General features: G+C 68.6%; 19 protein-coding genes. 9 read left to right on the plus strand and 10 right to left on the minus strand.

Annotation, left to right across the window (positions count from 1 at the left end; genetic code table 11):
• Positions 1-26: 26 nt before the first annotated feature.
• Positions 27-1,022 (plus strand): alpha/beta hydrolase, encoded by a 996-nt coding sequence (locus MEBOL_RS26005; RefSeq protein ID WP_095979985.1) that lies wholly within the window; start codon positions 27-29, stop codon positions 1,020-1,022.
• A 193-nt stretch (positions 1,023-1,215) separates the two neighbouring features.
• On the opposite strand, the gene MEBOL_RS26010 is transcribed toward MEBOL_RS26005, so the two are convergent.
• Complete coding sequence (locus MEBOL_RS26010; protein WP_095979986.1) at positions 1,216-1,920, minus strand: biliverdin-producing heme oxygenase; 705 nt, start codon at positions 1,918-1,920, stop codon at positions 1,216-1,218.
• Complete coding sequence (locus MEBOL_RS26015) at positions 1,917-2,147, minus strand: hypothetical protein (RefSeq protein ID WP_095979987.1); 231 nt, start codon at positions 2,145-2,147, stop codon at positions 1,917-1,919. Before MEBOL_RS26015 ends, MEBOL_RS26010 begins: the two co-directional genes overlap by 4 nt.
• 189 nt (positions 2,148-2,336) lie before the next feature.
• On the opposite strand from MEBOL_RS26015, the gene MEBOL_RS26020 reads away from it, so the two are divergent.
• Both MEBOL_RS26020 and MEBOL_RS26025 read left to right on the plus strand, forming a co-directional pair.
• Positions 2,337-2,903, plus strand: coding sequence for a GNAT family N-acetyltransferase (locus MEBOL_RS26020; protein ID WP_095979988.1), 567 nt, complete (start codon positions 2,337-2,339; stop codon positions 2,901-2,903).
• Between the two features lie 9 nt (positions 2,904-2,912).
• Positions 2,913-3,704, plus strand: a complete 792-nt coding sequence (locus MEBOL_RS26025; RefSeq protein ID WP_095979989.1) for a pseudouridine synthase — start codon at positions 2,913-2,915, stop codon at positions 3,702-3,704.
• A 6-nt stretch (positions 3,705-3,710) separates the two neighbouring features.
• Here MEBOL_RS26025 and MEBOL_RS26030 read toward each other — a convergent pair whose 3' ends face one another.
• The 8 genes from MEBOL_RS26030 to MEBOL_RS26065 form a co-directional block, all read right to left on the minus strand.
• Positions 3,711-4,535: an aminotransferase class IV gene (locus tag MEBOL_RS26030; RefSeq protein WP_095979990.1), complete on the minus strand. Its 825-nt coding sequence runs from the start codon at positions 4,533-4,535 to the stop codon at positions 3,711-3,713.
• Positions 4,535-4,939 carry a nucleoside diphosphate kinase regulator gene (gene rnk, locus MEBOL_RS26035; protein WP_095979991.1) on the minus strand — a complete coding sequence of 135 codons (405 nt, stop codon included), beginning with the start codon at positions 4,937-4,939 and terminating at the stop codon, positions 4,535-4,537. Before rnk ends, MEBOL_RS26030 begins: the two co-directional genes overlap by 1 nt.
• 132 nt (positions 4,940-5,071) lie before the next feature.
• Positions 5,072-5,740 (minus strand): DUF4956 domain-containing protein, encoded by a 669-nt coding sequence (locus tag MEBOL_RS26040; protein ID WP_157775490.1) that lies wholly within the window; start codon positions 5,738-5,740, stop codon positions 5,072-5,074.
• Positions 5,727-7,409 (minus strand): dTMP kinase, encoded by a 1,683-nt coding sequence (gene tmk, locus MEBOL_RS26045; RefSeq protein ID WP_095979992.1) that lies wholly within the window; start codon positions 7,407-7,409, stop codon positions 5,727-5,729. The genes MEBOL_RS26040 and tmk overlap by 14 nt, the downstream gene beginning before the upstream one ends.
• On the minus strand, positions 7,409-8,557 hold the full coding sequence (locus tag MEBOL_RS26050; RefSeq protein ID WP_095979993.1) for a porin: 1,149 nt from the start codon (positions 8,555-8,557) through the stop codon (positions 7,409-7,411). Before MEBOL_RS26050 ends, tmk begins: the two co-directional genes overlap by 1 nt.
• A 20-nt stretch (positions 8,558-8,577) precedes the next feature.
• Positions 8,578-9,318, minus strand: a complete 741-nt coding sequence (locus MEBOL_RS26055) for a VTC domain-containing protein (RefSeq protein ID WP_245918859.1) — start codon at positions 9,316-9,318, stop codon at positions 8,578-8,580.
• 14 nt (positions 9,319-9,332) lie between these two features.
• Positions 9,333-10,925 carry a CotH kinase family protein gene (locus tag MEBOL_RS43780; RefSeq protein WP_095979995.1) on the minus strand — a complete coding sequence of 531 codons (1,593 nt, stop codon included), beginning with the start codon at positions 10,923-10,925 and terminating at the stop codon, positions 9,333-9,335.
• 156 nt (positions 10,926-11,081) lie between these two features.
• Positions 11,082-11,993 carry a 1,4-dihydroxy-2-naphthoate polyprenyltransferase gene (locus MEBOL_RS26065; RefSeq protein ID WP_095979996.1) on the minus strand — a complete coding sequence of 304 codons (912 nt, stop codon included), beginning with the start codon at positions 11,991-11,993 and terminating at the stop codon, positions 11,082-11,084.
• A 241-nt stretch (positions 11,994-12,234) separates the two neighbouring features.
• Here MEBOL_RS26065 and MEBOL_RS26070 point away from each other — a divergent pair, with 241 nt between their 5' ends.
• From MEBOL_RS26070 to MEBOL_RS26100, 6 genes are all read left to right on the plus strand, one after another.
• Positions 12,235-13,158, plus strand: a complete 924-nt coding sequence (locus MEBOL_RS26070) for a cytochrome c (RefSeq protein ID WP_095979997.1) — start codon at positions 12,235-12,237, stop codon at positions 13,156-13,158.
• Between the two features lie 173 nt (positions 13,159-13,331).
• A complete protein-coding gene (locus MEBOL_RS26075) occupies positions 13,332-15,227 on the plus strand; it encodes a cytochrome c3 family protein (RefSeq protein WP_245918860.1) in 1,896 nt (631 codons plus the stop codon).
• A gap of 18 nt (positions 15,228-15,245) precedes the next feature.
• The gene (locus MEBOL_RS26080) at positions 15,246-16,331 is read left to right on the plus strand and encodes a hypothetical protein (RefSeq protein ID WP_157775492.1); all 1,086 of its coding nucleotides are present in this window, start codon (positions 15,246-15,248) and stop codon (positions 16,329-16,331) included.
• Positions 16,332-16,652: 321 nt separating this feature from the next.
• Complete coding sequence (locus MEBOL_RS26090; protein ID WP_095980001.1) at positions 16,653-17,840, plus strand: efflux RND transporter periplasmic adaptor subunit; 1,188 nt, start codon at positions 16,653-16,655, stop codon at positions 17,838-17,840.
• An 11-nt stretch (positions 17,841-17,851) separates the two neighbouring features.
• Positions 17,852-20,992: an efflux RND transporter permease subunit gene (locus tag MEBOL_RS26095; protein ID WP_095980002.1), complete on the plus strand. Its 3,141-nt coding sequence runs from the start codon at positions 17,852-17,854 to the stop codon at positions 20,990-20,992.
• Positions 20,993-21,103: 111 nt separating this feature from the next.
• Positions 21,104-21,802, plus strand: coding sequence for a thaumatin family protein (locus MEBOL_RS26100; protein ID WP_095980003.1), 699 nt, complete (start codon positions 21,104-21,106; stop codon positions 21,800-21,802).
• The last annotated feature ends 20 nt before the right edge of the window (positions 21,803-21,822 follow it).

Raw genomic sequence — 21,822 nt, forward strand, 5'->3', positions numbered from 1 at the left:
TTCGCCCCTCTTTCCCGGAGTCCACCATGTCGTCCCGGCACCTCGTCGACCCGGAGTTGATCCCCTCGCTCGATGAGTCTCCCCCCTTGATGCTGACCCTCGAGACCCTTCCCCAGATGCGGCTCGGGTTCGCGGAGATGATGCTCCAGATGGCCCGGTCGCTTCCGATTGCTCCGGGGGTCGAGTTCTCCGAGCGGCGCGTCCCGGGCCTCGCGGGCGCGCCCGAGGTGCGGGTGCTCGTGTACCGGCCCACGGCGGTGGCCCCGGCGGGCGGTTGGCCCGCGATGCTGCACATCCATGGCGGCGGTTATGTCATCGGCTCGCCCGAGCTGAACGACGTGAGCAACCGGAGGCTCGTGAGGGAGGTGGGCTGCGTCATCGTCTCCGTGGATTACCGCCTGGCCCCCGAGACTCCCTTTCCGGGTCCGGTGGAGGACTGCTACGCCGCGCTCGAGTGGCTGCATGCGAACGCCTCGGCGCTGGGCGTGGATACCCGGCGGCTCGCCATTGGAGGCGAGAGCGCGGGCGGGGGCCTCGCCGCGGCGCTCGCGCTCCTGGCCCGGGATCGGGGCGAAATTCCCATCCTCTTCCAGAGCCTCGTCTTCCCCATGCTCGATGACCGGACGGCTTCCGGTATCGAGCCCGCCCCGCACCTCGGGGAGTTCATCTGGACGCGTGAGTCCAATCGCCTGGGTTGGCGCGCCCTGCTCGGTCATGCCCCGGGCGGAGCGGGCGTCTCTCCCTACGCGGCACCCGCCCGGGTTGAATCCGTCGCGGGTCTGCCTCCCACGTTCATCGCCGTGGGGGCGCTGGATCTCTTCCTGGACGAGGATGTGGAGTACGCGCGCCGGCTCCTCCAGGCGGGCATCCCCACCGAGCTGCACGTGTACCCCGGGGCCTATCACGGCTTCATGCTGAGCGGGCCCCAGGCCCAGGTGACCCAGGCGTTCCAGCGCGACTACGAGCAGGCCCTGCGGCGCGCGCTGCACCCCGCCTCATCAGGCGCCGAACGCTCCGCGTAGGATGTCTTCCATGCACAGGCGGTGGTGATGCCGTAGGCGACGAGCCATCCGACGTTGATGGCCGCGCCTGCGAGCCACGTCCGCAGGGGCTCGGGCGTCAAATAGGGCGTCAGGTGGCCGATGAGCAGGAGCGAGACCGCGTAGGATGCCCGCGATTCCCGCGAGCTGGATTCTTCCCTGTGGGGTCGTCATCTCACGCTCCAAACGCTCCGCGAAGGGGCATCAGGCGGCCCCAGAGGCTCGTGGCCGACGGGCGCTCCTCGCGCCGGGAGAGTTCCCGGCTCAGCATCTCGAAGAGCGAGTGGAGGCCCCTCACCGCGCGCCGGGCCTCGTGGACGAGCGCGTCCCTGCCTCGCGCGTCCAGGGGCATCTGATCGAGCGTATCGAGCAGATGCGCGCGGTAGGCGGTTCCATCCAGGTGGGTGGAGTGGCGCAGGAACGCCGTCCCCGACGCCCCTCTGAGCCCCAGTGTCCGCGCCACGCCCGCCCCCGTCTGGCCCGCGCCCGGCAGGTCCGTCGCGTAGAGCACCCACGCGTGCGCGGCGAGCAACTCGGGGGACTCGTCGCACAGCAGGCCCAGCCGCTCCACGTACGCGGCCACATCGTGGCGCCGCGTGCTCGCGTACCAGCCCGGCCCGAGCAGGGTGTGCAGGTCCTCCTGCAACAGCTCGTTGCACCACAACTCCGGCAGGCACAGGGGGCCCACCGCCGGGTGCTGGCGATTCCACATCAACGCCCACTCCAGCTCCGCGTAGAGGGCCTGGTAGCAGGACAGGACCCGCACGTAACCGCCCCGATCCACCTCTCCCCGCGCGAGCCTCCGGGCCAGGGGCGTGCCCGTCACGGCGCGCGCCTCGTCGGCGGTGGCCCGGTGCAGCAACTCCGTCAGCGAGCTCATTGCTTCCACTCCCCGTTCTGGACCTCCGGCGCGGGCGCCCGGCGTGCGCCTTCCGACAGCGCTCGCAGCGCGTCCCCCACGGTGTGCCAGGCCGCGTGCAGCGAGTCCTCGTCCAGGCGGATCGTCACCGGTCCGATGCTCAAGTGGATGTGCCCACAGGAACAGCGCGCCACTTCCGCGCTGGGACCACGGGCCAGGATGGTTCGGCAGCAGGTGGGCATCGGCATGGGGCTCTCCTCGTCGTTTCCGCTTCGATGATTTTGATTATTAATTTCAAAATCAAGATGCACCACCGGGACGGGGGAGTCAATGGGAAGACACCGCGAAGTGTGCACCCGGCTTCTCCGGCGGGGGGCCATCTGTCAGCCTGTGCGCGCGTTTCCCGGGGAACCGGGGAGTGGGGAGGCCCGCCCATCATGTCGTCCACCCTTCCGTTGGTGACCCCCCGGCTCCTGCTGCGGGAGTTCGAGGAAGAGGACTGGCGCGCCACCCACCTCTATGAGTCGGATCCCGAGGTGGTGCGCTACCAGAGTCACGGGGTGCGCACGCCCGAGGAGAGCCGGGACTACATCCTCCAGGTCGCGGAGCTGTCGCGGCGGTTGCCCCGGCGCGTCTATGACCTGGCGGTGGTGTCGCGCGCGGAGAACTGGCTCATCGGCCGCTGTGGCATGCGCTACACCGACGTGCCGACGCGCGAGGGGACACTCTGGTACATCCTCGAGCGCGCCTCGTGGGGCCAGGGCTACATCACCGAGGCGGCCCAGGCGCTCATGGACTTCAGCTTCGGGACGCTCGGCATGCATCGCATGTTCGCGGACTGCGATCCGCGCAACCCCGGCTCCTACCGGGTGATGGAGAAGCTGGGCATGCGTCGCGAAGCGCACTTCCGCGAGAACGTCTTCCTCAAGGGCGAGTGGTGTGACTCCTATGTCTACGCCCAGCTCGACCATGAGTGGCGGGCGCGCGTCCGGGAGCGCGGATAACGTTCGTCCATGGCGAGGAAACCGAAAACGCCGAGGTGGTTGGAGGCCGCGCGCCGGCGTCAGGCGCCGGTGCCGGAGGGGAGCCGCGCGGAGTGGTTGGCCCGGGCCCTGGGGCGCGCGGGCGTGCTGCCCCGGAGCGAGGCGGAGCGGGCCATCCAGGACGGCCGGGTGGAGGTGGATGGGCGCGTGGAGCGCGATCCCTTCGCGCCGGTGCACGCGGCGAGCGCGGTGCGGTTGGACGGACGCCCATGCGCCCTGGAGAGCCGGGTGCTGGCGGTGATGTTCCACAAGCCCGCCGGTGTGGTGGTGCACGGCAGCGATCCCGAGGGCATGGGCACCGTCTTCGAGCGGCTGAGGGACGTGCTGTCCCCGGAGCTGCGGGGCTATGAGTGGTATGCGGTGGGCCGGTTGGATCGCGACACCACGGGCTTGTTGCTCTTCACCAACGAGGAGCGCCTGGTGGCGCACGCGACCTCGCCCGGGACGCACCTGTCCAAGCGCTACGTGGCGGGAGTGGAGGGGTTTCCCTCGGAAGCGGCGCTCCAGCGGCTGCGCGAGGGGTTGGTGCTCGAGGATGGGCCGACCCGTCCCGCGGAGGCCCGGTTGCGCGGGCCCCGGTGCGTGGAGTTGGTGCTCACCGAGGGGCGGCACCACCAGGTGAAGCGGATGCTCGCGGCGGTGGGGCACCCGGTGCACACGCTGCACCGGGAGGCCGTGGGGGCGGTCTCCCTGGACGTGCCCGAGGGCTCCTGGCGGCGGCTCACGGACGCCGAGGTGGAACAGGGACTCGGTTTTCGCTGAGGGGGCTCACGCCTCGAGGCGCGCCCGGGCTTCCACCAGGGCGCGAACACTCCGGGCCAGCTCCGCGCTGTGGGGCAGCGCTCGCCCGAACAACCGGGGAATGGGGAGGGCGAGGCTGACGGAGTTGGTGAGGATGCAGCCGTGGGCGTGCTCCACGTGCTCCCGCCGCACGGTCCTCTCCTCGATGGGCTTGTCCGTCCACCGCCGTTCCTCCAACAGCACCGCGCGGATGATGCCCGGCAGGCAGGGCGCTTCCACGGGCGGCGTCACGAGGGCGTCATCCAGCAGGAAGAAGAGGTTCCCGTTCGGGGCCTCGCACAGCTCTCCGAGTTCATTGGCGAAGACCGTGCCCCGTCCGAGGTGCGCGTACTGTCGCAGGTAGGAAACGCTCTTGTGCCGCGCCAGGGGATCGCCTCGCCGGTAGCCGCGCTCCTCCAGGTGCTCCAGGGCCAGGCCCTCGCGCAGCGAGGCCTCGTGGTGGGGCGGCAAGGGCCGGAACGTCAGCAGCAGGTGGCCGTCCCCAGCGACCAGCTTGCCCACGCCGGTGAAACGAGGCCCCAACCCGGCGTCCGCCGCCAGGCACTGGCGTAGGGACTCCCGGACGGCGTTCGGAGTGAGTGCCTGGGCGGGGGGTGCTCGCACGCTCCCTTCATGGGCCGTGAGGCTCGCCTGGAGCCGCGTGAGGTGCCGCTCGAGGAACCGAGGGGCCCCCTCCTCGATGAGGAAGGTTTCGAAGAAGCCCGCGCCGAAGAAGAAGGACTGGAGGAAATCCCCGAGGCGCAGCTCCTCCAGGCGCCGCACCTCGCCGTTCAACGCGACCGTTCCCGTCATCAATGCGTCTCGCCCGCCGCCTGTGGCTGATAGGTGACCGAGAGGATGCGCAGACGCTTGGACTTTCCTCCAGGCTGTTGCCACTCGATTTCCTGGCCCACGGAGAGCCCGAGCAGCGCCGCGCCCACCGGGGCCAGCACCGAGACCCGGCCTCGCTCCAGGGAGGCATCCTTGGGATAGGAGAGCGTCACCTCGCGCGTCTCCTGGGTGTCCTCGTCCCGGTACACGACCCGGCTGTTCATGGTGACGACATCGGGAGGCAGCTCACTGGCCTCGACCACCTCGGCGCGCAGCAGCTCGGCGTCGAGCGCCTCGGCTTGATCCCCCGAGGTGGTGTCGATGAGGGTCCGCAGCCGCTCCATGTCCGTCGACGTGACCACGATTTTCGGCTCTGGCGTGCTCATGGTGCTTCAAACCTTCGACCCGGACCGCCGGAGGTCAACCGTCCCATTCACCGGGCGCTCGCCAGCCCGCAAGGTCAGCCGGCTCTCGGGACGTGACGCTCTTGGGTCTCGAGCACCTGAACCGGCGGGGTGTCACCCTGGATCGATGGAGGCGCCGCGGACGCCGGGCAGGGCGTTGCGCAGGCCCTCCAGCAATTGCAGTCCATCCATGCGCTCGGGCATGGCGAGCTCGAAGACGGCGGTGCCCGCCTGCGTCGCCGGGGCCTGCTCGAGCGTGAGCATTCGCGCCTCGGGATGCAGCGCCCGGAGCGAGGGAAGGGCCTCGCCCAGGTTCTCCAGCTCCAGCGACAGCTTGATCCAGTTGGGACGGGGCTGCGACGTCAGGTCCAGGGCGATCAACACCGCGCCGAGGAACGCCGTGGCGCAGATGGCCACCTGGAAGGCCCCGAGTCCACAGGACATGCCCACGCCGATGAGCACGAACATGACGGCCGCGTCCCGCGTGTCCTTGATGCCCGAGCGGAAGCGGATGAAGCCGCCGAGTCCCACCAGTCCGAAGGCGCGCGACATGCTGTCGCCGATGACCGTCGTCATCACCGCGCCGGCCACGGCGATGAGCAACTGCGTGTGCGCGGTCTCCTGGGGCATCACCGGCGCGGACGGCATGAACCGGCGCCAGGGCCGGTAGGCGAGCACCGCGCCGAGCAGCAGCGCGAGGGTGAAGCGCAGGAGCGCCGCCTGGACATCCAGGGCCTGGGGGCTCACCGAGGGGACCTGGGACAGCATCTCAGGCGTGGGCATCGCGCAGCTCCCGTTCCTGGACCGTTGCCATCCGGGCGGCCTGCCGCAGCAGGGCGAAGTCCCGGGGGTGGTCCGCCAGCAACCGCGTGATGAGCTCGCGTCCCCGCGTGTCCTGCGCCAGGGGCCCGAGGCTCTTCACCGAGGCCGCGGGCCAGGTGTCCGCCAGCGCGTGGCGCAACTTCCACGCCGTGGCGCCCTCCATGCCCTCGAAGGACTCCAGGGCCTCCTCGCACTGCACCCCGAAGGACTCGCGCAGCGCCCAGGCTCGGGGGCTGTCCAGCCCTTCCAGGGACTCGAGCACGAGCTTCGCGGCGCGCACCACGTGCTGCTCGCGCAGCGCCCAGGCCCGCTCTCCATCGAGCCCCTGGAGGGTGCGCAGCACGGCATCCGGCGCCGTCTCCCATGTGCGCTGACGCCAGTCCCAGGCGCGCTCGTCATCCAGTCCCCGGATGCTCTTGCAGGCCAGGCGCGCCACCTTCTCCTGGGCGAGCGCCGTCACGCCGCCCCGCGCCGTCAACCAGCGCTCGCGCTGCTCCCAGGCCCGCTCCGAGCCGATGCGCCCGAGCGAGGTGAGCACGGCCTCGGGCACCGTGGCCCACAGCCGCTCGCGCAGGGCCCAGGCCCGCTCCGAGTCGAGTCCATCCATCGACTGGGCGACGGCCTCGGGCTGGCGCGTCTCCCAGCGCTCGCGGATGGCCCAGGCCTCGGGACTGTCCGCGGCCAGGTTCTTGAGCGAGCCGAGCACATGCACCGGCGCGGCCTCTTCCACCCGCTCCCGCAGACGCCAGGCATGCGCGCCCGTGAGTCCGCCCAGCCCGTAGGCGATCAGCTCGGGGCAGCGCATGGCCAGCCGATCCCGGCGCTCCTGGATGTCCGGCCCCTCGAGGCCGGAGAGGAAGAAGGCCGCCAGGGGTGGCTCCTCCTGCATCCACCGGTCCACCCGCTCGAGGTAGCGCGCCCGGGCCTCCTCGGGGGAGCGGGGCGCGGGGGCGACGCTCGGGGTTGGCAACAGGGTCTGGCGGGCGCTGCCCCGCACCATGCCCAGCACTTCCTGCGTGAGCAGGGTGACGAGCGTGTCGAGCGTCACGTCCGTGTTCTCCACGAGGCTCCAGCGCTCGGGATTCTCGGCGGCGAGCGCCCGGTAGCCCGCGCGCAGCCGCGTCTGCATGCCCGCTCCGGCCAGGCCCTTGCGCGAGGAGACGCCCGTGTCGGGCACGAGCACCTTGGACAGGCGGCGGCGGGCCCGGGCGATGGCGGGATCCACGTCGATGAGGAAGACGCGGTCGGGCTGAAGCCCCCGGGCGCAGGCCTCCATGACGGGGCGCACCGACTCCTCGGGCAGTCCGCGGCCCCAGCGGGCGAGCACCTCGGCGGTGTAGAGGAAGCGGTCGGCGATGACCACCTCGTACTCGGCGAGCGCCGGACGCGTCACTTCCTCCAGCAGCTGGGTCTCGCGCGCGGTGTAGAGCAGCAGCTCCGCCATGGGCGTGAGCGCCAGGTGGAGCGGGTTCTTGGTGAAGAGCCTCAGTCCCTCCGACACGGGAGAGGCCAGCTTGCCGTCCTCGCGCACGTGCCGCACGCGCAGCCCCGCCTGGCGCAGCTCGCGCGCCACGCGGTTGGACAACGTCGTCTTGCCAGAACCGTCGATTCCCTCGAATACGATCAACATTAGAAAATCACCTCGAGCTGCACGAGCAACGCTCTCCTCTTGACGAGGTCATCATTCAGGGTGGTGAGGAGCTTGGGCACGTTGGCCTCGGCCTCGCGGTGCTCATATTGCGCCTGCAGGCGCCAGCGCCGCCACTGCCCGAAGTTGACGCCTCCCACCGCTTCCCATAGCAGGTCATTCGTCGTCTTGAGCGCCGGGTCGACCGCCGAGGCCATGACGAAGGGTTCCACGTAGAAGTGATTCTTCTTGAGTCCTCCGTAGCGCAGGGCCGTCACGGCGCGCGCGGTGAGCAACTGGCCCTCGGCCTCGCTCAGCAGGCTGGAGCGGCCCACCAACACCTCGGCCCAGGTGCGCAGCTCGCCCCAGCTCAGGGGCAGGGCCTGCTTCACATCGAGTCCCACGGTCCAGTTGGAGTTCACGCCGCCCGACGCCGCGGAGAACGCATCGGCTCTCGCGGAGGCACCCACCTCGACCGTGTCGAGGATCTGCCAGGTTCCCCGCACCATCGGCACGAGGCCCAGCCCCTCCTGCACGCTCGCGCGCTCCTCCACCGGCTGCCAGACGCCCGCGCGCACCCGCACCACACGCGTGCAACTCACGCACTGCCACTCGAGCTGCGCGCCGATCTGCCGGTTGGTGAGGTTCAACACGCTGGGCTTGAGCACATCCCGCGCGAGGCCCCGGCGGATGATGGGCAGGCGCGCGGCGGACTCCAGCTCCACGAGTGACAGGGGCACCTTGAAGCGGCCCGCGCGCACGGCGAAGCCATTGCCGAGCTTCAGCGAGGCGTAGGCGTCCTTGAGTCCGTCCGTGACGTCGAACTCCACCACGGCCTTCACGCGCTTCTTCCACTGATAGGTGAACTCCAGGCGCGCGGAGGGAACGGTCAGGTTGCCCTTGAACTGCTTGTCCTCCTTGGCGCTGAAGGTTTCCCGGGTCCGCACCCGGCCGCCGATCGCCATGTTGCCGAGGGGGGATTCCTGTTTGAGGGTCGCCTCGGTCTCCCCGCTCGGGGGCGGGCTGGAGTCGGACGGGCCCTGGCTCTGGTCGGAGTCCTGGGCCCGGGCGGGGGACACCAGGAGCATGGCGATGGCGAACCAGCCGGCAACCCAATGCCGGTGGGAGGACGAACGAGAGGGGATGTGCACGACGCGAGGCTCCTGGGGATTCACTTCACGGCGGGCACGCCATCGAGCAGCGCGCGCATGCCTTGTTCGAACTTCGAGTCATGCGTCTCGAAGGACTCCAGCTTCCGCAGCAACTCCTCCAGCCAGGAGGGTTGGCTGCCCCACCACTTCACTTCCATGAGGGTGGCGGGGGCTTGTTGAATCAACCGCGTGGGCGCGGCGGGCACGCCCATCTGGCTGTGCTCGGGCGGCAGCGCGAACACCAGGTCCTCGTCCACGGTGACGCGCACGCTGGCATCGGCGTTGGCGAGCGTGTTGCGCCGGTACCAGGCCATCATCCACGGCCGCACGGGGCCGTGGGGGCTGTCGCGCAGCAGCCGGGCCGCGGCGCTCTCCGGGGCGAGCTCCGCTCCGGACAGCAGCGCCGAGGCCTCGTCCGCGGTCAGGGGGACGCGGACCTTGGTGCGCTGCTCGCGCCGGTTCGTCTTGAGCTCGAGGTAGCGCGTTCCCGTGAGCACCGCGGGCTGGGCGAGGTCCGCCGTGCCCGCGTACTCGCGCAGCCGCAGCCGCTGGGTGTGCCCGTGCCGGCACGAGTCCAGGAAGTCGAGCGCCTCGGTGTCGAAGTAGGTCGTCCGGGTGAAGGCGAAGGGCAACCCGCTGTCGTAGACGCAGGGCTTCGTCCAGGAGGAGGCGGCCCGCAGGAAGGTCTCCAGGGCCTCTCGCGAGGGCAGGAATCGCCGCTCGCGGTCCTGTGACACGGGGGCGGGGGAGGGATCGTTCATGCGGGCCGCGGCTCTCAAGGGGTGGCTCCCAAAGCAGTTTTCACATCGGCCTGACGTTTCGCCGCGAAGTTCAGCAGCCCACTGGTGCCGCTGATGGCCGTCTCGAAGGATGCGGGAGTGCTCAGGAAGGTGTAACCGGGCTGCTCGGCGTTGTCTCCTACGGCCCAGGGTGCGATGGTGTCGTACGCGGAGCGAATGCGCGCCTGGAGCGCGTCCGGCGTCACGGGTCCATCCACCGCCTCCAGCACGAACTGCCTGTACTGGGCGGCGTAGACGGGGTCATCCATCAGGAAGCGGATGAGGGGCCAGGTGGCGTCCGTGGTGGCGTGGGTCACGGAGGTCGAGCGCCCCATGCCCTCGCCCATGGAGCGGTCATGGTCCCAGGAAATCCAGTGCAGGCGTCCGCCGTCCTGGGGGTCGGAGTAGAGGTAGTAGTTGTGCGCCATGGCGCCGTAGGCGTCCCAGTTCTGCATCACGGTGTTGATCGCCAGCCAGCGCAGGAACCCCGTCACCTCCAGCTTCGCCTCGAGGTTGGCACGCCACGTGGCCGCGTCGGTGCGGTCGGCGTTGAGCGCGGCGATGGCCTCCTGCACGGGAGCCCAGCCCAGCTCCTCGTTCTTCTGGAGGGCGAAGGACTCCTCGTCGAAGGCCTGCCAGCGCGCGCCCACGCCATCCGCCTCGTAGAGCGCTCCGTCGTGGTTGCCGAAGTGCCTGTCGAGCAGCGAGTTGTTGTCCGCGTCCTCGTCCACCGTGAACAGGCCCCAGTACTGGGGCCCCTCGCCGTGGTCCACGTACAGGGCGGCGAAGCCGGTGCTCGGCGCGGGCACGCCGAACTGGCGGTAGACGTCCGCGGTGACCTTGTCGCGCATGAGGGACGTGTCGGCCGCGCCATTGCCGAGCGATAGCTTCTCGAAGCCGTAGAAGCGCTGACCGTCGGTCTCGGGGTGCTCGGCCTTGAACTTGTCGAAGTTCAGGCGCAGCGGCAGCTTGCCCACGCCCCGGCGCCAGGTTTCCCCGAGCGACGAGTTGCCCTTCATGCGCACGCCGACGTAGGGCCAGGTCTTTCCGCCGAACTTGAACGTCGCGGGGACATAGACGGGCGTGTTGGGGACGATGTCTCCCGGGCCCCCGCCCCCACCGCCCGGGCCTCCTCCGCCACCGCCCGGTCCCCGGGGCGGTTGGCACAGCAGCTGGTTGTTGCGCGAGGTGCAGGTGCTGGTGAAGGTGGTGCCCTGGAACGTCGCGGTGCACGCATCCCCGGCGGCCTTGCCCTCGCACGCCTGGGTCAGCTCCACGGGCGGGGCGCCTCCGCCGCCTCCTCCTCCAGGTCCTCCGCCGCCGCCTCCTCCTCCCATGCCGCCGCCCGCGCCAAATGCGCCGAGCATGCCCGTCATGTCGTCCTGCATCACCTGCCAGTCCTCGGGCGAGATGATCAGGTCGAGCCGGTTCACCTTGTCCTGGGGGAAGACAACGTCATAGGCCGGGGACGCCTTCTTGCCGTGAGATTCCTCGGACCAGCCTTCGGGCCGTTCAACCCCCGCGCCACAGGCGGAGGTGAAGGTGAAGACGAGCGAGGCGAATGCTCCAAGGCGCGGACTCCGTGACATGCTGTGTCCTCTCGAAAGGAAGGGGGCTTCCCGCGCGCGAGGCGGGTCGCCCGCGGGGGCGTTTCGAGTGGGCACATTGAAACAAGCCAGTGACCCTTTGTTTACACGTTTGTGACGAAATATTTTCGGGACGGAGGGTTGACAGCGGTGCTCCGGCTATGAGGCCGTGCTCATCCACAGCCCGGCGCCCATGAGCAGACCGAAGGCGAGCTCGAAGCGGGCCGTCTCTCCCAGGGCCTCGTTGAGGGAAGCACCGGACTGCGTCAGCACCCGCCTCAGCGGGGACAGGGCGAGCGGCAGCGACAGCAGGGGCAGCAGGATGGTGGGCCCGACCAGCCCCATGGCCCACATGGCCACGGGCGTGAGCACGGTGATGCCCAGGACGGCGGCGTACTGGAAGCGGCCGAAGCCGACGCCCAGCAGCACCACCAGGGTGCGCTTGCCGACCACCCGGTCCGTCTTCACGTCGCGCAGGTTGTTGACCGTCAGGATCGCGATGCCCAGCGCCCCGGGCACCAGGGCGCTCATCCACACGAGCGAGGAGAAGTGCCCGGCTTCCACGTAGTAGGTGAGCGCCACGGGCACGAGCCCGAAGAAGATGAAGACGGCCACGTCCCCCAGTCCGTTGTAGCCCAGCGGGTAGGGGCCTCCCGTGTACGCGAAGGCCGCCAGGACGGAGACCGCCACCAGCACCAGCGCGGGCGGGCCGATCATGTGCACCAGCTGGAGCCCCACCAGCACGGCCAGCGCGAAGAAGAACACCGTCGCGGCCAGGACCGCTTCCTGCGACAGCAGGCCGCTCTGCGTCACCCGCACCGGACCGAGCCGTTCGGCCGTGTCCGCGCCTCGCTTGAAGTCGCAGTAGTCATTGTTGAGGTTGCACGCGATCTGGATGAGCAGCGTCCACCCGAGCGCCACCAGGAAGGCCCCGGGCGCGTGGTAGCCGTCCCGCTCCGCCAGCGCATGGCCCAGCAGGACGGGGACGAGCCCCGCCACCAGCGTCTTGGGGCGGATGGCCATCCACCAGATCTGCAGGGGCGTCGGACTGCTGAGCGGAAGGGTATTCATGGCGCTCCTCCTCCATCGCGTTCCCGCGCTTGCCGCGCTCCTCCCCTGAGGTAGGCTTTCCCGGGATTCCAGTGAGACGGGCGCTCACCAGTATCGCGAGAAAACTGGGGTCCGCTGGGTAGACCCCTTAGGCGGGGTCTTCTTTATTATTAAGAAAATTTGGCAATTTGGCTATACCTGATCGAACCGGACTCCTAGAGCCCCGGGGTCACACCCTGGGTCGAGGCAGCGGAGGCATCGAGTGAAGAAGAAACTGTTGTACGCGGCCCTGGTGCTGCTCCTGTTGGTGGGCGGCGGCATCGGCTTTGTTTCGTTCAAGGTGGGCCAGCCGGTGACGGCGCCTCTTCCGCCCATCAAGGCCAACACCTCTCCCGAGGCCGTGGCGCGCGGGGCGGTCATCTTCCACTCGATGTGCGAGGGCTGTCACCGCGCACCGGGCGCGGAGCGGGTCACGGGGGCGCACATGGTGGAGGTCCCCTCGGCGCTCGGGACCTTCTACTCGGCCAACATCACCATGCACCCCACCGCGGGCATCGGCACGCTCTCGGATGAGCAGATCGCGCGCATCATCCGCTACGGCGTGAACCGCGATGATCGCATGACGATGATGGCGCAGTCGGCCATGTCGGACGAGGACATCGCGGCGGTGCTCGGCTTCATGCGCTCGGGAGATCCGGTGTTCACCCCGGACCCCAACCAGATGCCGCCCACCCAGTTGTCGCTCGTGGGCAAGATCCTCATCTACACGATGGGCGGCATGGACGTGCCGAACCGGCCCGCCTCGGGCATCCACGCGCCTCCCCGGACGGACAAGCTGGCCTACGGCCGCTACCTGGCGCATGACGTCTTCGACTGCGCGGGCTGTCACACGCCGGGCCTCGACTCCAAGAAGGGCGAGGGGCCGGAGGCGTTCTCGGGCGGCTTCGAGTTCGAGGATGCCTCGGGCGCGAAGATCGTCGGGCCCAACATCACCTTCCACCCCACGGGAATCGGCAACTGGTCCAAGGAGGACTTCGGCGTCGCCATCCGTGACGGCCTCAAGCCGGGCGGCACGGGCATCCTGCGCATGCCCATGCCTCGCTTCCGGGGTCTGGAGGACGACGAGGTGGAGGCGCTCTACGAGTACCTCAAGTCCAAGCCGCAGCTCGCCACGAAGGCGAAGTAGGACGCGGAGCGTGTCGTCGTCGTGCGTCAACGAGGGGCGCGCTCCGGGGGCAGCTCCCGGTGCCCGCCCCTCATTGGCACGTGCCCGCCGGTTTTGTTAGCGTGCCTTCCCAGAAGAGCCCTCGGGCTCCGTCTTTCCCCTTCGCCCCCCATCCCGGAATGAATGCTTCGAAGGTGCTGAGAAGCACGTTGTGCGGCTTGTTGCTGGGCCTGCCCGCGTGTCAGTTGCTGAACACCGAGGACACGGAGAATGTCCCGGGCCGTGGCTCCACGGCGTTCGATCCCTACGCGGCCTCGGCGTCGGGCGCCATCAAGCTCAGCCTGCAGATGTTCAACGGGTGCGCCATCCTTTCCAATGGCCAGCCCGTGGCGAAGGGCAACTCGCCCGTGCCGGACTATCCGGCCCAGTGTGATGATCCCATGGCGGCGGACCCCACGCACTCGCCGAAGATCACGCCTCAGCAGCGCTTCCAGGTGATGACGGACACGAAGTACTTCCTCAACCAGATCACGCTCACCGACACGGTGGCGAACGTCCACACGGACGCGAGCAACCTGGCGGCCGTGTCGCGGTGGATACGCAAGGAGTCGCGCTTCAAGGACCTGGACTGGAGCGACATGAGCCAGGAGGGCGTGCGCTGGTACGAGACGCTGACCGAGGGGACGTGGAGCCGCGAGCTGCGCTTCCGCAACGCTCGGTGGATGCTCTCCCAGGATGACACCTTCACGCTGGAGGTGCTCGACAGCGATGGCTCCGTGCGCCAGACCGCCACGTACTCGCGCAAGGACTTCGCGGGTGAGTCACCGGTGGCCGGCCACACGAATGTCTCCTACGTGATCGAGAACCTGCTGCCGCCGCGCTCGCCCTCGGATGGGGAACTGCGGCCCGTCCCCAGCCCCCTGCCGGGCCTGGGTGGAATCCAGTACCGCACCATGGTCCGCGTGGACCTGGTGGGCTCCACCAACCCCTTCAAGGACTTCCGGGTGCTGGGCGTCTCGGGCGATGGCGCCATCCGCCTCACCTGGAGCCTGATGCCCAACTCCCCCTTCACCATCCCCGTCACCTTCGTGCGGCCCAGCGACGTGCCGCCCACCTGCTTCAAGGACGACGACTCGCCCACGCCCTGTGCCTTCGGTCTGGATCCGCGCGTGAACCTGAGCCGGCCGAAGAACGGCCAGTTCTACGTGCCGGGCGAGCGCTTCGACGTGATCATGGATGTGCGGGACGGCGAGGGAAACCGCCTGCATCGCAAGGAGCTGATGCCCAGCTTCGCGGACTTCTACGGGGGCAACACCAACGGCCTCATCTACGGCTTCGAGGGCCACCTCATCACCCAGGGCGAGCGTGACACCACCACGTCCTACCAGGTGGTGGGTCCCCTGCAGGATCTCAAGACCTGGAGCAGCGTGGCGGGCCCCACGCCGTATTTCAGCGCCGGAGGCTCGGCCAGTGCCACCTACGTGGCCATGGTGCCGGAGATCGCCTCGCTGCCCATCATCCCCGGCCTGCCCACCGCGACCTGGCCCACGCGCAGCACGTTGACCCTGCCTCCGGACGCGAAGCCGGGCACCTACGTCATCCTGACGCGCGCCGTGCGCCAGTTCATGGGCGAGCACGTCTCCAAGGGCAACGCGTCCTTCTTCCAGGTGGGGCAGGCGGAGCGCACCTCGTACCCGAACCGGGTGGGCAACTGCCAGACGTGCCACCGCGGCGTGGTGTCGCTGGACAACCTGCGCCACGGCTTCTCGGTGGATCACGTCGAGTCCTGCAAGGCGTGCCACATGTCCACCGCGGATCTGCTGGGCCGAGTCCAGGACGACATGCACCGGCTGCACATGAACTCCAACAAGTACCCGCAGAACAAGGCGGACTGCCGCATGTGCCACCTCACGCGCGAGAGCGCGGTGCGGCCCAGCCTGACGGTCTGCAAGTCCTGCCACCCCACGGTGCACGGCGACGAGTACTTCTCCATGGCCTTCACCAACTCGGGTGCTCCCTCGCGCTTCAGCAACTGCGCGCAGTCGTGCCACGTGGAGAAGACGCCCTCGGGCCACATCCTCCCTGACTGAGTCGACGGAACCGCTCACATGAAACGCGCATCCTTCATTGGTTTGATTTCCTCCCTGGGTGCTCTCCTGGGGAGCGGTTGCGGTTCCGAGCCCCCGGTGACTCCGGTCGATGATTCGCTCTTCGTGGATCGTCCGTCGGTTCCGCTCACGGCCACCGCCGCGGGCTACGCATGGGATCCGGAGGCCTTCTTCCTGAGCGTGTCGGCGTGCAACGCGGCGTTCGGGGGGGCGTGTCCCATCCCGCCGTTGCTGGGAGACGGCGTGCCGCTCTTCGCCATGGCGTCCGTGCAGGACGCCTCCGTGCTCGTGATGGATCCCCTGGATCCGGAGCCCAAGCACTTCGCCCAGCCCACGGGCCCCAATGGGCTCTGGCGCATCGAGGGCTTGCCGAGCCGGGACGAGGTGCCGTTCTTCATCGCCAACGCGGGCGGGGGAGTGCTGCCCACGCTGCCCCCGGAGGCCACCCTGGGCCTGCCGCCCGTCGCCGCCGCGACCTATCTGCCGACCGCGACCCTGCGTCCGTTCTTCACGGGGGGCAGCTACTTCTGCCCCGTGGGCGAGTCCATCCACACGGGCAACACCGGGGTCCTGGAGGCCGTGGCGAAGTACCGCTCCTCCAGGGGCAAGAACACCAATGTGGTGGACTTCATCAATCCCGCCCGGTTCGACGCCGTGACGGTGTTCTGGCTGTACGCGCCGGCACCCCTGCCCACGCTGCTCTTACCGGCCAACAACACCACGGTGCAGTCCGCCGTGGGCGAGAAGTACCACATCGCCTGGGCGGCCCCGGGGACGAGGGGGACGACGCAGTCCAGCCGCGGCTTCTACGTGGATGACAAGGTCACCTCGAGCTCCATCGGCGTGACGGTGGTGGTGCTCGAGGCCGGGACGATCACCGACCCCACCGCCCCCGTGGAGTACCTGCCCGTGGACACGGTGACGGACGCGGCCCAGGGCCGGCCCTTCCAGTTCATGCCGCTGCCGTTCCCGGCCATCCCCGGGATGATCTCCGCGACCTCGCTGCAACTCTTCTCGGGCGCTCCGCCTCCCGATCCCGAGGACGTGCCGAACACCCCGATTCCGCCGTTCCTCTGCTTGTTCTAGAGGTGAAGACGTAGGGCGCGCTCCGTCCGGGACGCGGGACGGGTTCCTCGGGGCGCTCACCCGGAGTTCTCGCTGTCAGTAGCGGTACGAGTCCTCTCGAGGCATGGAAGACCGCCCACTCGATTGAGGACCTACCGCCCGGTAGGTATGTTCCCGGCCCGGCCGAGGTCCCTCGCCGACAGGAACCGCCTCTCTTTTCTTGTCAGATCCACCTCGCCTCCCACGTCGTCGCGAAGGCCGCGGCATTTCGTGACGGCCACACCCGGGGTCGAGTGGATGCCCCGTCCTTCCAGCCAGGCCCTGGTCCGGCCAGGGATGACCATGCTTTCTCTTCGCGATCGCGGCAGTCGCTTCTCCACTCTCGCCCTCCTGTGCTTGCTGGGCGCGGCCTCCTGCAAACAAGAGGCGCAATCCTCTGGAGCACCCGAACAGCCCCAGGCCGTGGAAGTGGGCATCGTCACCGTCCAGCCCCAATCCGTTCCCGTCCTCAATGATCTCCCGGGGCGCATCACGCCGACGCGCAGCGCCGAGGTGCGTCCGCGTGTGTCCGGCATCATCGTCGAGCGCGTTTTCAAGCAGGGCGCCACCGTGAAGGCGGGGGATGTGCTCTTCAAGATCGATTCGTCCCTGTTCGAGGTCGAACGCGCCAGCGCCCGGGCGTTGTTGGCGCGGGCCGAGGCGACGGCCCAGGAGGCGCGCCAGCAGGGAGAGCGCGCCGAGACGCTCATGGCCAGCAACGTCATCACCCGTGAGCAGTATGACGCGATGGTGGCGGCGCGTCAGCGGGCGGATGCCGAGGTGGCGTCGGCCCGGGCGGCGCTGCGCCGCGCGGAGATCAACCTGGAGTACGCGACGATCCGCGCGCCCATCGGTGGCCGTATCGGACGTGCCCTGGTGACGGAGGGCACGCTCGTGCGCGAGGGCGATGTCACGGCGCTCGCGCTCATCCAGCAACTGGATCCGATCTACGCGGACTTCACCCAGCCCGCGACGGAACTCAACCGCCTGCGGCGGGCCGCCAAGGCCGGGCAGGTCGAGAGTGCCACGCCCGGATTGGAGAACGTCCAGTTGCTCCTCGAGGATGGCTCTCTCTACTCCCGGCCCGGGCGGCTGCTCTTCTCGGACGTGTCGGTGGACCCGAGCAGCGGGCAGGTGACGCTGCGGGGCGAGTTCCCGAATCCCGACGACGAGCTGCTTCCCGGCATGTTCGTCCGCATCCGCATCGAGCAGGGCACGGTCACCGAAGCGCTCGCGGTTCCCCAGCAGGCCATCCAGCGGGACAGCGCGGGCAAACCCCAGCTCTTCGTGGTCGGAGCCGACAACAAGGCCGAACTCCGCCCCGTCGTCACCACCCGCGTCTACCATAACCAGGCCCTGATTCAGGAGGGCGTGAGGCCGGGTGACCGGGTCATCGTCGACGGCTTCCAGAAAATCGCGGCGGGCTCGCGGGTCCAACCCGTGGCGTGGACCGCGCCCGGGACCGGCACCACTCCCTCCCAACCCCGGTAGGACCCACCGCCATGCCTCGTTTCTTCATCGACAGGCCCATCTTCGCGTGGGTCATCGCGCTGTTCATCATCATCGGGGGATTGATCTCCATCCCGACCCTGCCGGTGGCGCAGTACCCCAACGTGGCGCCGCCGCAGATCACCATCGCGACCTTCTATCCGGGCGCCTCCCCCGAGGAACTCTACCGGAGCGTCACGCGCATCATCGAAGAGGAGCTCAACGGCACCAAGTCGCTGCTGTACTTCGAGTCGACCAGTGACGCGACCGGCTCGGTGTCCATCACCGCGACGTTCGCGCCCGGGACGGATCCCGCGCTCGCCGCCGTGGACCTCCAGAACCGGATCAAGCGGGTTGAGCCGAGACTGCCGCTGGCCGTGACGCAGCAGGGCCTGCAGGTCGAGGAGGCGGGCAGTGGCTTCCTCTTGATGGTGTCATTGACCGCCACCGGGGAGGGCAGCCTCGATGAGCTGGGCCTGGGTGACTACCTCTCGCGCAACGTCCTCAATGAGATCCGCCGCATCGAGGGCGTGGGCCGCGCCCAGCTCTTCTCCGCCGAGCGCGCCATGCGCATCTGGGTGGACCCGAACAAGCTGGTGGGGCTGGGTCTGTCGTCCCAGGACGTGACGAACGCGATTCGCGCGCAGAACGCCCAGGTCTCCGCGGGCGCGATTGGCGCGCAGCCCGGTCCGGTCACGCAGCAGATCTCCGCGACGGTGCTCGTCAAGGGACAGCTGGCCACGCCGGAGGAGTTTGGCGCCATCGTGCTCCGCGCGAATCCGGATGGTTCGTCCGTGCGGTTGCGGGACGTGGCCCGTGTGGAACTGGGCGGCCAGACGTACGCCTTCTCGTCACGGCTCAATGGCCGTCCGAGCGCGGCCATCGGTGTCCAGCTCTCCCCCACGGGCAATGCGCTCGAGACCTCCACGGCGATCCGCGAGAAGATGCGGGAGTTGTCCCGCTTCTTTCCGCCGGGCGTCGAGTACGAGATTCCCTTCGACTCGGCCCCGTTCGTGGGCGTGTCGATCGAGAAGGTGCTCTACACGCTCGTCGAGGCGGTGATCCTCGTCTTCCTCGTGATGTTCCTGTTCCTGCAGAACTTCCGCTACACGCTCATTCCCACCCTCATCGTGCCCATCGCCTTGCTGGGCACCTGCGCGATGATGCGGGTGATGGGCTTCTCCATCAACGTGCTGACCATGTTCGCCATGGTGCTCGCGATTGGCATCCTCGTGGATGACGCGATCGTGGTGATCGAGAACGTGGAGCGAATCATGCGCGAGGAGGGCCTGTCCCCGCGCGAGGCCACGCGCAAGGCCATGAAGCAGATCACGGGCGCCGTCATCGGCATCACGCTCGTGCTCAGCTCGGTCTTCATCCCCATGGCCTTCTTCCCCGGCTCCGTGGGCGTCATCTACAAGCAATTCTCCGTGACGATGGTCGCGTCGATCCTCTTCTCGGCGCTCCTGGCCCTGTCCCTGACGCCCGCGCTCTGCGCGAGTTTTCTCAAGCCCATCGCCAAGGGGGAGGGACATGCCAGCACGGGACTCCTGGGTGGGTTCAACCGGGGTTTCGAGCGGGCCTCCCATGCCTACAGCGGTGCCGTCGGGCGCATCATCCGCCGCGAGGGCCGTTACATGATCGTCTACGCCGCCGTGCTCGCGGGTCTGGCCTGGGGATTCGTCCGGTTGCCCTCGTCCTTCCTTCCGGAGGAGGACCAGGGCTTCATCATCGTGGGCATCCAGGGGCCGGCGGAGGCCACGTTCCACCGGACGCTCGACGCCGTGGTCCAGATGGAACAGACGCTCCTGGCGGACGCCGGGGTGGATCGCGTCGTGTCCATTCTCGGCTTCAGCTTTTCCGGACAGGGACAGAACGCCGCGTTGAGCTTCACCACGCTCAAGCCCTGGTCCGAGCGCTCCGCCGACGACAGCGCGTCGGCGATCGCCCACCGGGCCAATGAAGCCCTGGGACGTGTCCGGGATGCCTTCATCTTCGCGCTCTCGCCCCCGCCCGTGGAGGGATTGGGCACGACGGGAGGCTTCTCCTTCCGTCTCGAGGATCGTGCCGGTCTGGGTCAGGCGGCGCTCGCCGCCGCGAGGGATCAACTGCTGGCCGCCGCCGCGGAGAGCCCCGTGCTCTCCGGCGTCATGTTCGAGGGCCTGACGGACGCGGCTCAGGTCGAGCTGCACATCGACCGCGAGCGGGCGAGCGCGCTGGGGCTGACCTTCGCGGAGATCAACGAGACCCTCAGCACCAACCTGGGCTCCGCCTATGCCAACGATTTTCCGAACAACGGCCGGATGCAGCGGGTGCTGGTGCAGTCGGAGGCGCAACGGCGCACGCAGATCGACGACCTGCTCGAACTCACCGTGCGCAACGTCCATGGCTCCATGGTTCCGTTCGCCGCCTTCGCGACCGCGGATTGGCGGGTCGGTCCCTCCCAGGTCGTCGGCTACAACGGTTATCCCTCGGCCCGCATCAGCGGCAACGCGGCCCCGGGTCATTCGAGTGGTGAGGCGATCCTGGAAATGGAGCGCCTGGCGCGCCAACTGCCTCGGGGTTTTGGCTTCGACTGGAGCGGTCAATCCCTGCAGGAAATCCAGTCCGGCTCCCAGGCGCCCTTCCTGATGGGCCTGTCCATCCTGTTCGTGTTCCTGTGCCTGGCCGCGCTCTACGAGAGCTGGTCCATCCCCCTGTCCGTGATGCTCGTGGTTCCCCTGGGCATGCTGGGCTCGGTGCTGGCGGTGATGCTCCGGGGCCTGGACAACGACGTCTATTTCAAGGTCGGACTCATCACCATCATCGGCTTGTCGGCGAAGAACGCCATTCTGATCATCGAGTTCGCCAAGGACCTGCGCGCCGAAGGCAAATCCATCTGGGAGGCCGCCACCGAGGCCGCGCATCTGCGCTTCCGTCCCATCATCATGACCTCGCTGGCCTTCACGCTCGGCGTCGTGCCGCTCGCCATCGCGCGGGGAGCGGGGGCCGCGAGCCAGCGGGCGATTGGCACCGGCGTGCTGGGCGGAATGCTGTCCGCCACGTTCCTCGCGATCTTCTTCGTCCCCATCTTCTATGTCTTCATCATGAACCTGCCGCGTCGCCGGGATTCCCCGGCCCCCGAGGCACCCCTTTCCCCTGGGACCTCGAACTGAAGAGGCGATAACTGTCTTGGGGCTTTACATGGTTGTCCGGAAATCCTAATTTGGCGGGCAAGGGCGGCTTTTCGCCGTTCATTCCTGTCGAGTCAGGAGAAGGAAACATCCATGAAGACGTACGGGGTTGCGCTGATCTCGATGTTGTCCCTGGTGGGTTGCGCGGGTCCGGAGCTGGAGGAGGAGGCCGACGTGCTGGGCCAGGAGACCCAGTCGCTCGGGTGCGCCGTCAAGGGTGATGGGAAGACCACGCTGCGCTTCATCAATAAGTGCGGCTTCGCCGTCACCTTCGCCGGCAACAACATCTCCGGAGGAAACCTGGCCTCGGGCGCGGAGGCCTGCCGGACCATCGGTTCCAACACGCAGCACATGATCTCCAAGCGGTACTGGGGATTTCGTCAGGGCGAGGATCCGGGATTCGAGCACCACTCGCTGGCCGAGTTTGGTTTCAACGAGAACGTCTTCGGCTATTCCAGCTGGGACTGGTTCAACCTCAGCCACGTGGATGCCCACAACCTCCCGTTGAAGATCATCCCCTACGAGCTGGGGAGCGGGACGACCTGCGCGGCGCAGACCCGGAGCTGTCCGAAGGATCTGCTGCCGGGCTGTCCCGAGACGGGCAAGCTCCGCAACGCCGCGGGCAAGGTCATCGCCTGCGTCAGCCGTGACCGGGACAACCCGAACAGCACCGTGGCGAAGTATTTCGACGCCGGTTGCTCCCAGTCCTACTCGTGGTCGGGTGACGACGCGGGTCCGATGGCGGCGTGCAACGCCGAGGACTTCGACATCGTCTTCTGCCCGGTGAACTGATCATCGTCGTACCGGATACG

It is taken from the genome of Melittangium boletus DSM 14713, assembly GCF_002305855.1.
In the GTDB taxonomy this organism is placed as follows: domain Bacteria; phylum Myxococcota; class Myxococcia; order Myxococcales; family Myxococcaceae; genus Cystobacter; species Cystobacter boletus.

Coding starts and splice junctions, on each gene's coding strand:
- MEBOL_RS26005 (WP_095979985.1), top strand. CDS start 27: ATGTCGTCCCGGCACCTCGTCGACCCGGAGTTGATCCCCTCGCTCGAT.
- MEBOL_RS26020 (WP_095979988.1), top strand. CDS start 2,337: ATGTCGTCCACCCTTCCGTTGGTGACCCCCCGGCTCCTGCTGCGGGAG.
- MEBOL_RS26080 (WP_157775492.1), top strand. CDS start 15,246: ATGAAACGCGCATCCTTCATTGGTTTGATTTCCTCCCTGGGTGCTCTC.
- rnk (WP_095979991.1), bottom strand. CDS start 4,939: ATGAGCACGCCAGAGCCGAAAATCGTGGTCACGTCGACGGACATGGAG.
- MEBOL_RS26065 (WP_095979996.1), bottom strand. CDS start 11,993: ATGAATACCCTTCCGCTCAGCAGTCCGACGCCCCTGCAGATCTGGTGG.
- MEBOL_RS43780 (WP_095979995.1), bottom strand. CDS start 10,925: ATGTCACGGAGTCCGCGCCTTGGAGCATTCGCCTCGCTCGTCTTCACC.
- MEBOL_RS26095 (WP_095980002.1), top strand. CDS start 17,852: ATGCCTCGTTTCTTCATCGACAGGCCCATCTTCGCGTGGGTCATCGCG.
- MEBOL_RS26100 (WP_095980003.1), top strand. CDS start 21,104: ATGAAGACGTACGGGGTTGCGCTGATCTCGATGTTGTCCCTGGTGGGT.
- MEBOL_RS26040 (WP_157775490.1), bottom strand. CDS start 5,740: ATGCCCACGCCTGAGATGCTGTCCCAGGTCCCCTCGGTGAGCCCCCAG.
- MEBOL_RS26090 (WP_095980001.1), top strand. CDS start 16,653: ATGCTTTCTCTTCGCGATCGCGGCAGTCGCTTCTCCACTCTCGCCCTC.
- tmk (WP_095979992.1), bottom strand. CDS start 7,409: ATGTTGATCGTATTCGAGGGAATCGACGGTTCTGGCAAGACGACGTTG.
- MEBOL_RS26010 (WP_095979986.1), bottom strand. CDS start 1,920: ATGAGCTCGCTGACGGAGTTGCTGCACCGGGCCACCGCCGACGAGGCG.
- MEBOL_RS26025 (WP_095979989.1), top strand. CDS start 2,913: ATGGCGAGGAAACCGAAAACGCCGAGGTGGTTGGAGGCCGCGCGCCGG.
- MEBOL_RS26030 (WP_095979990.1), bottom strand. CDS start 4,535: ATGACGGGAACGGTCGCGTTGAACGGCGAGGTGCGGCGCCTGGAGGAG.
- MEBOL_RS26055 (WP_245918859.1), bottom strand. CDS start 9,318: ATGAACGATCCCTCCCCCGCCCCCGTGTCACAGGACCGCGAGCGGCGA.
- MEBOL_RS26015 (WP_095979987.1), bottom strand. CDS start 2,147: ATGCCGATGCCCACCTGCTGCCGAACCATCCTGGCCCGTGGTCCCAGC.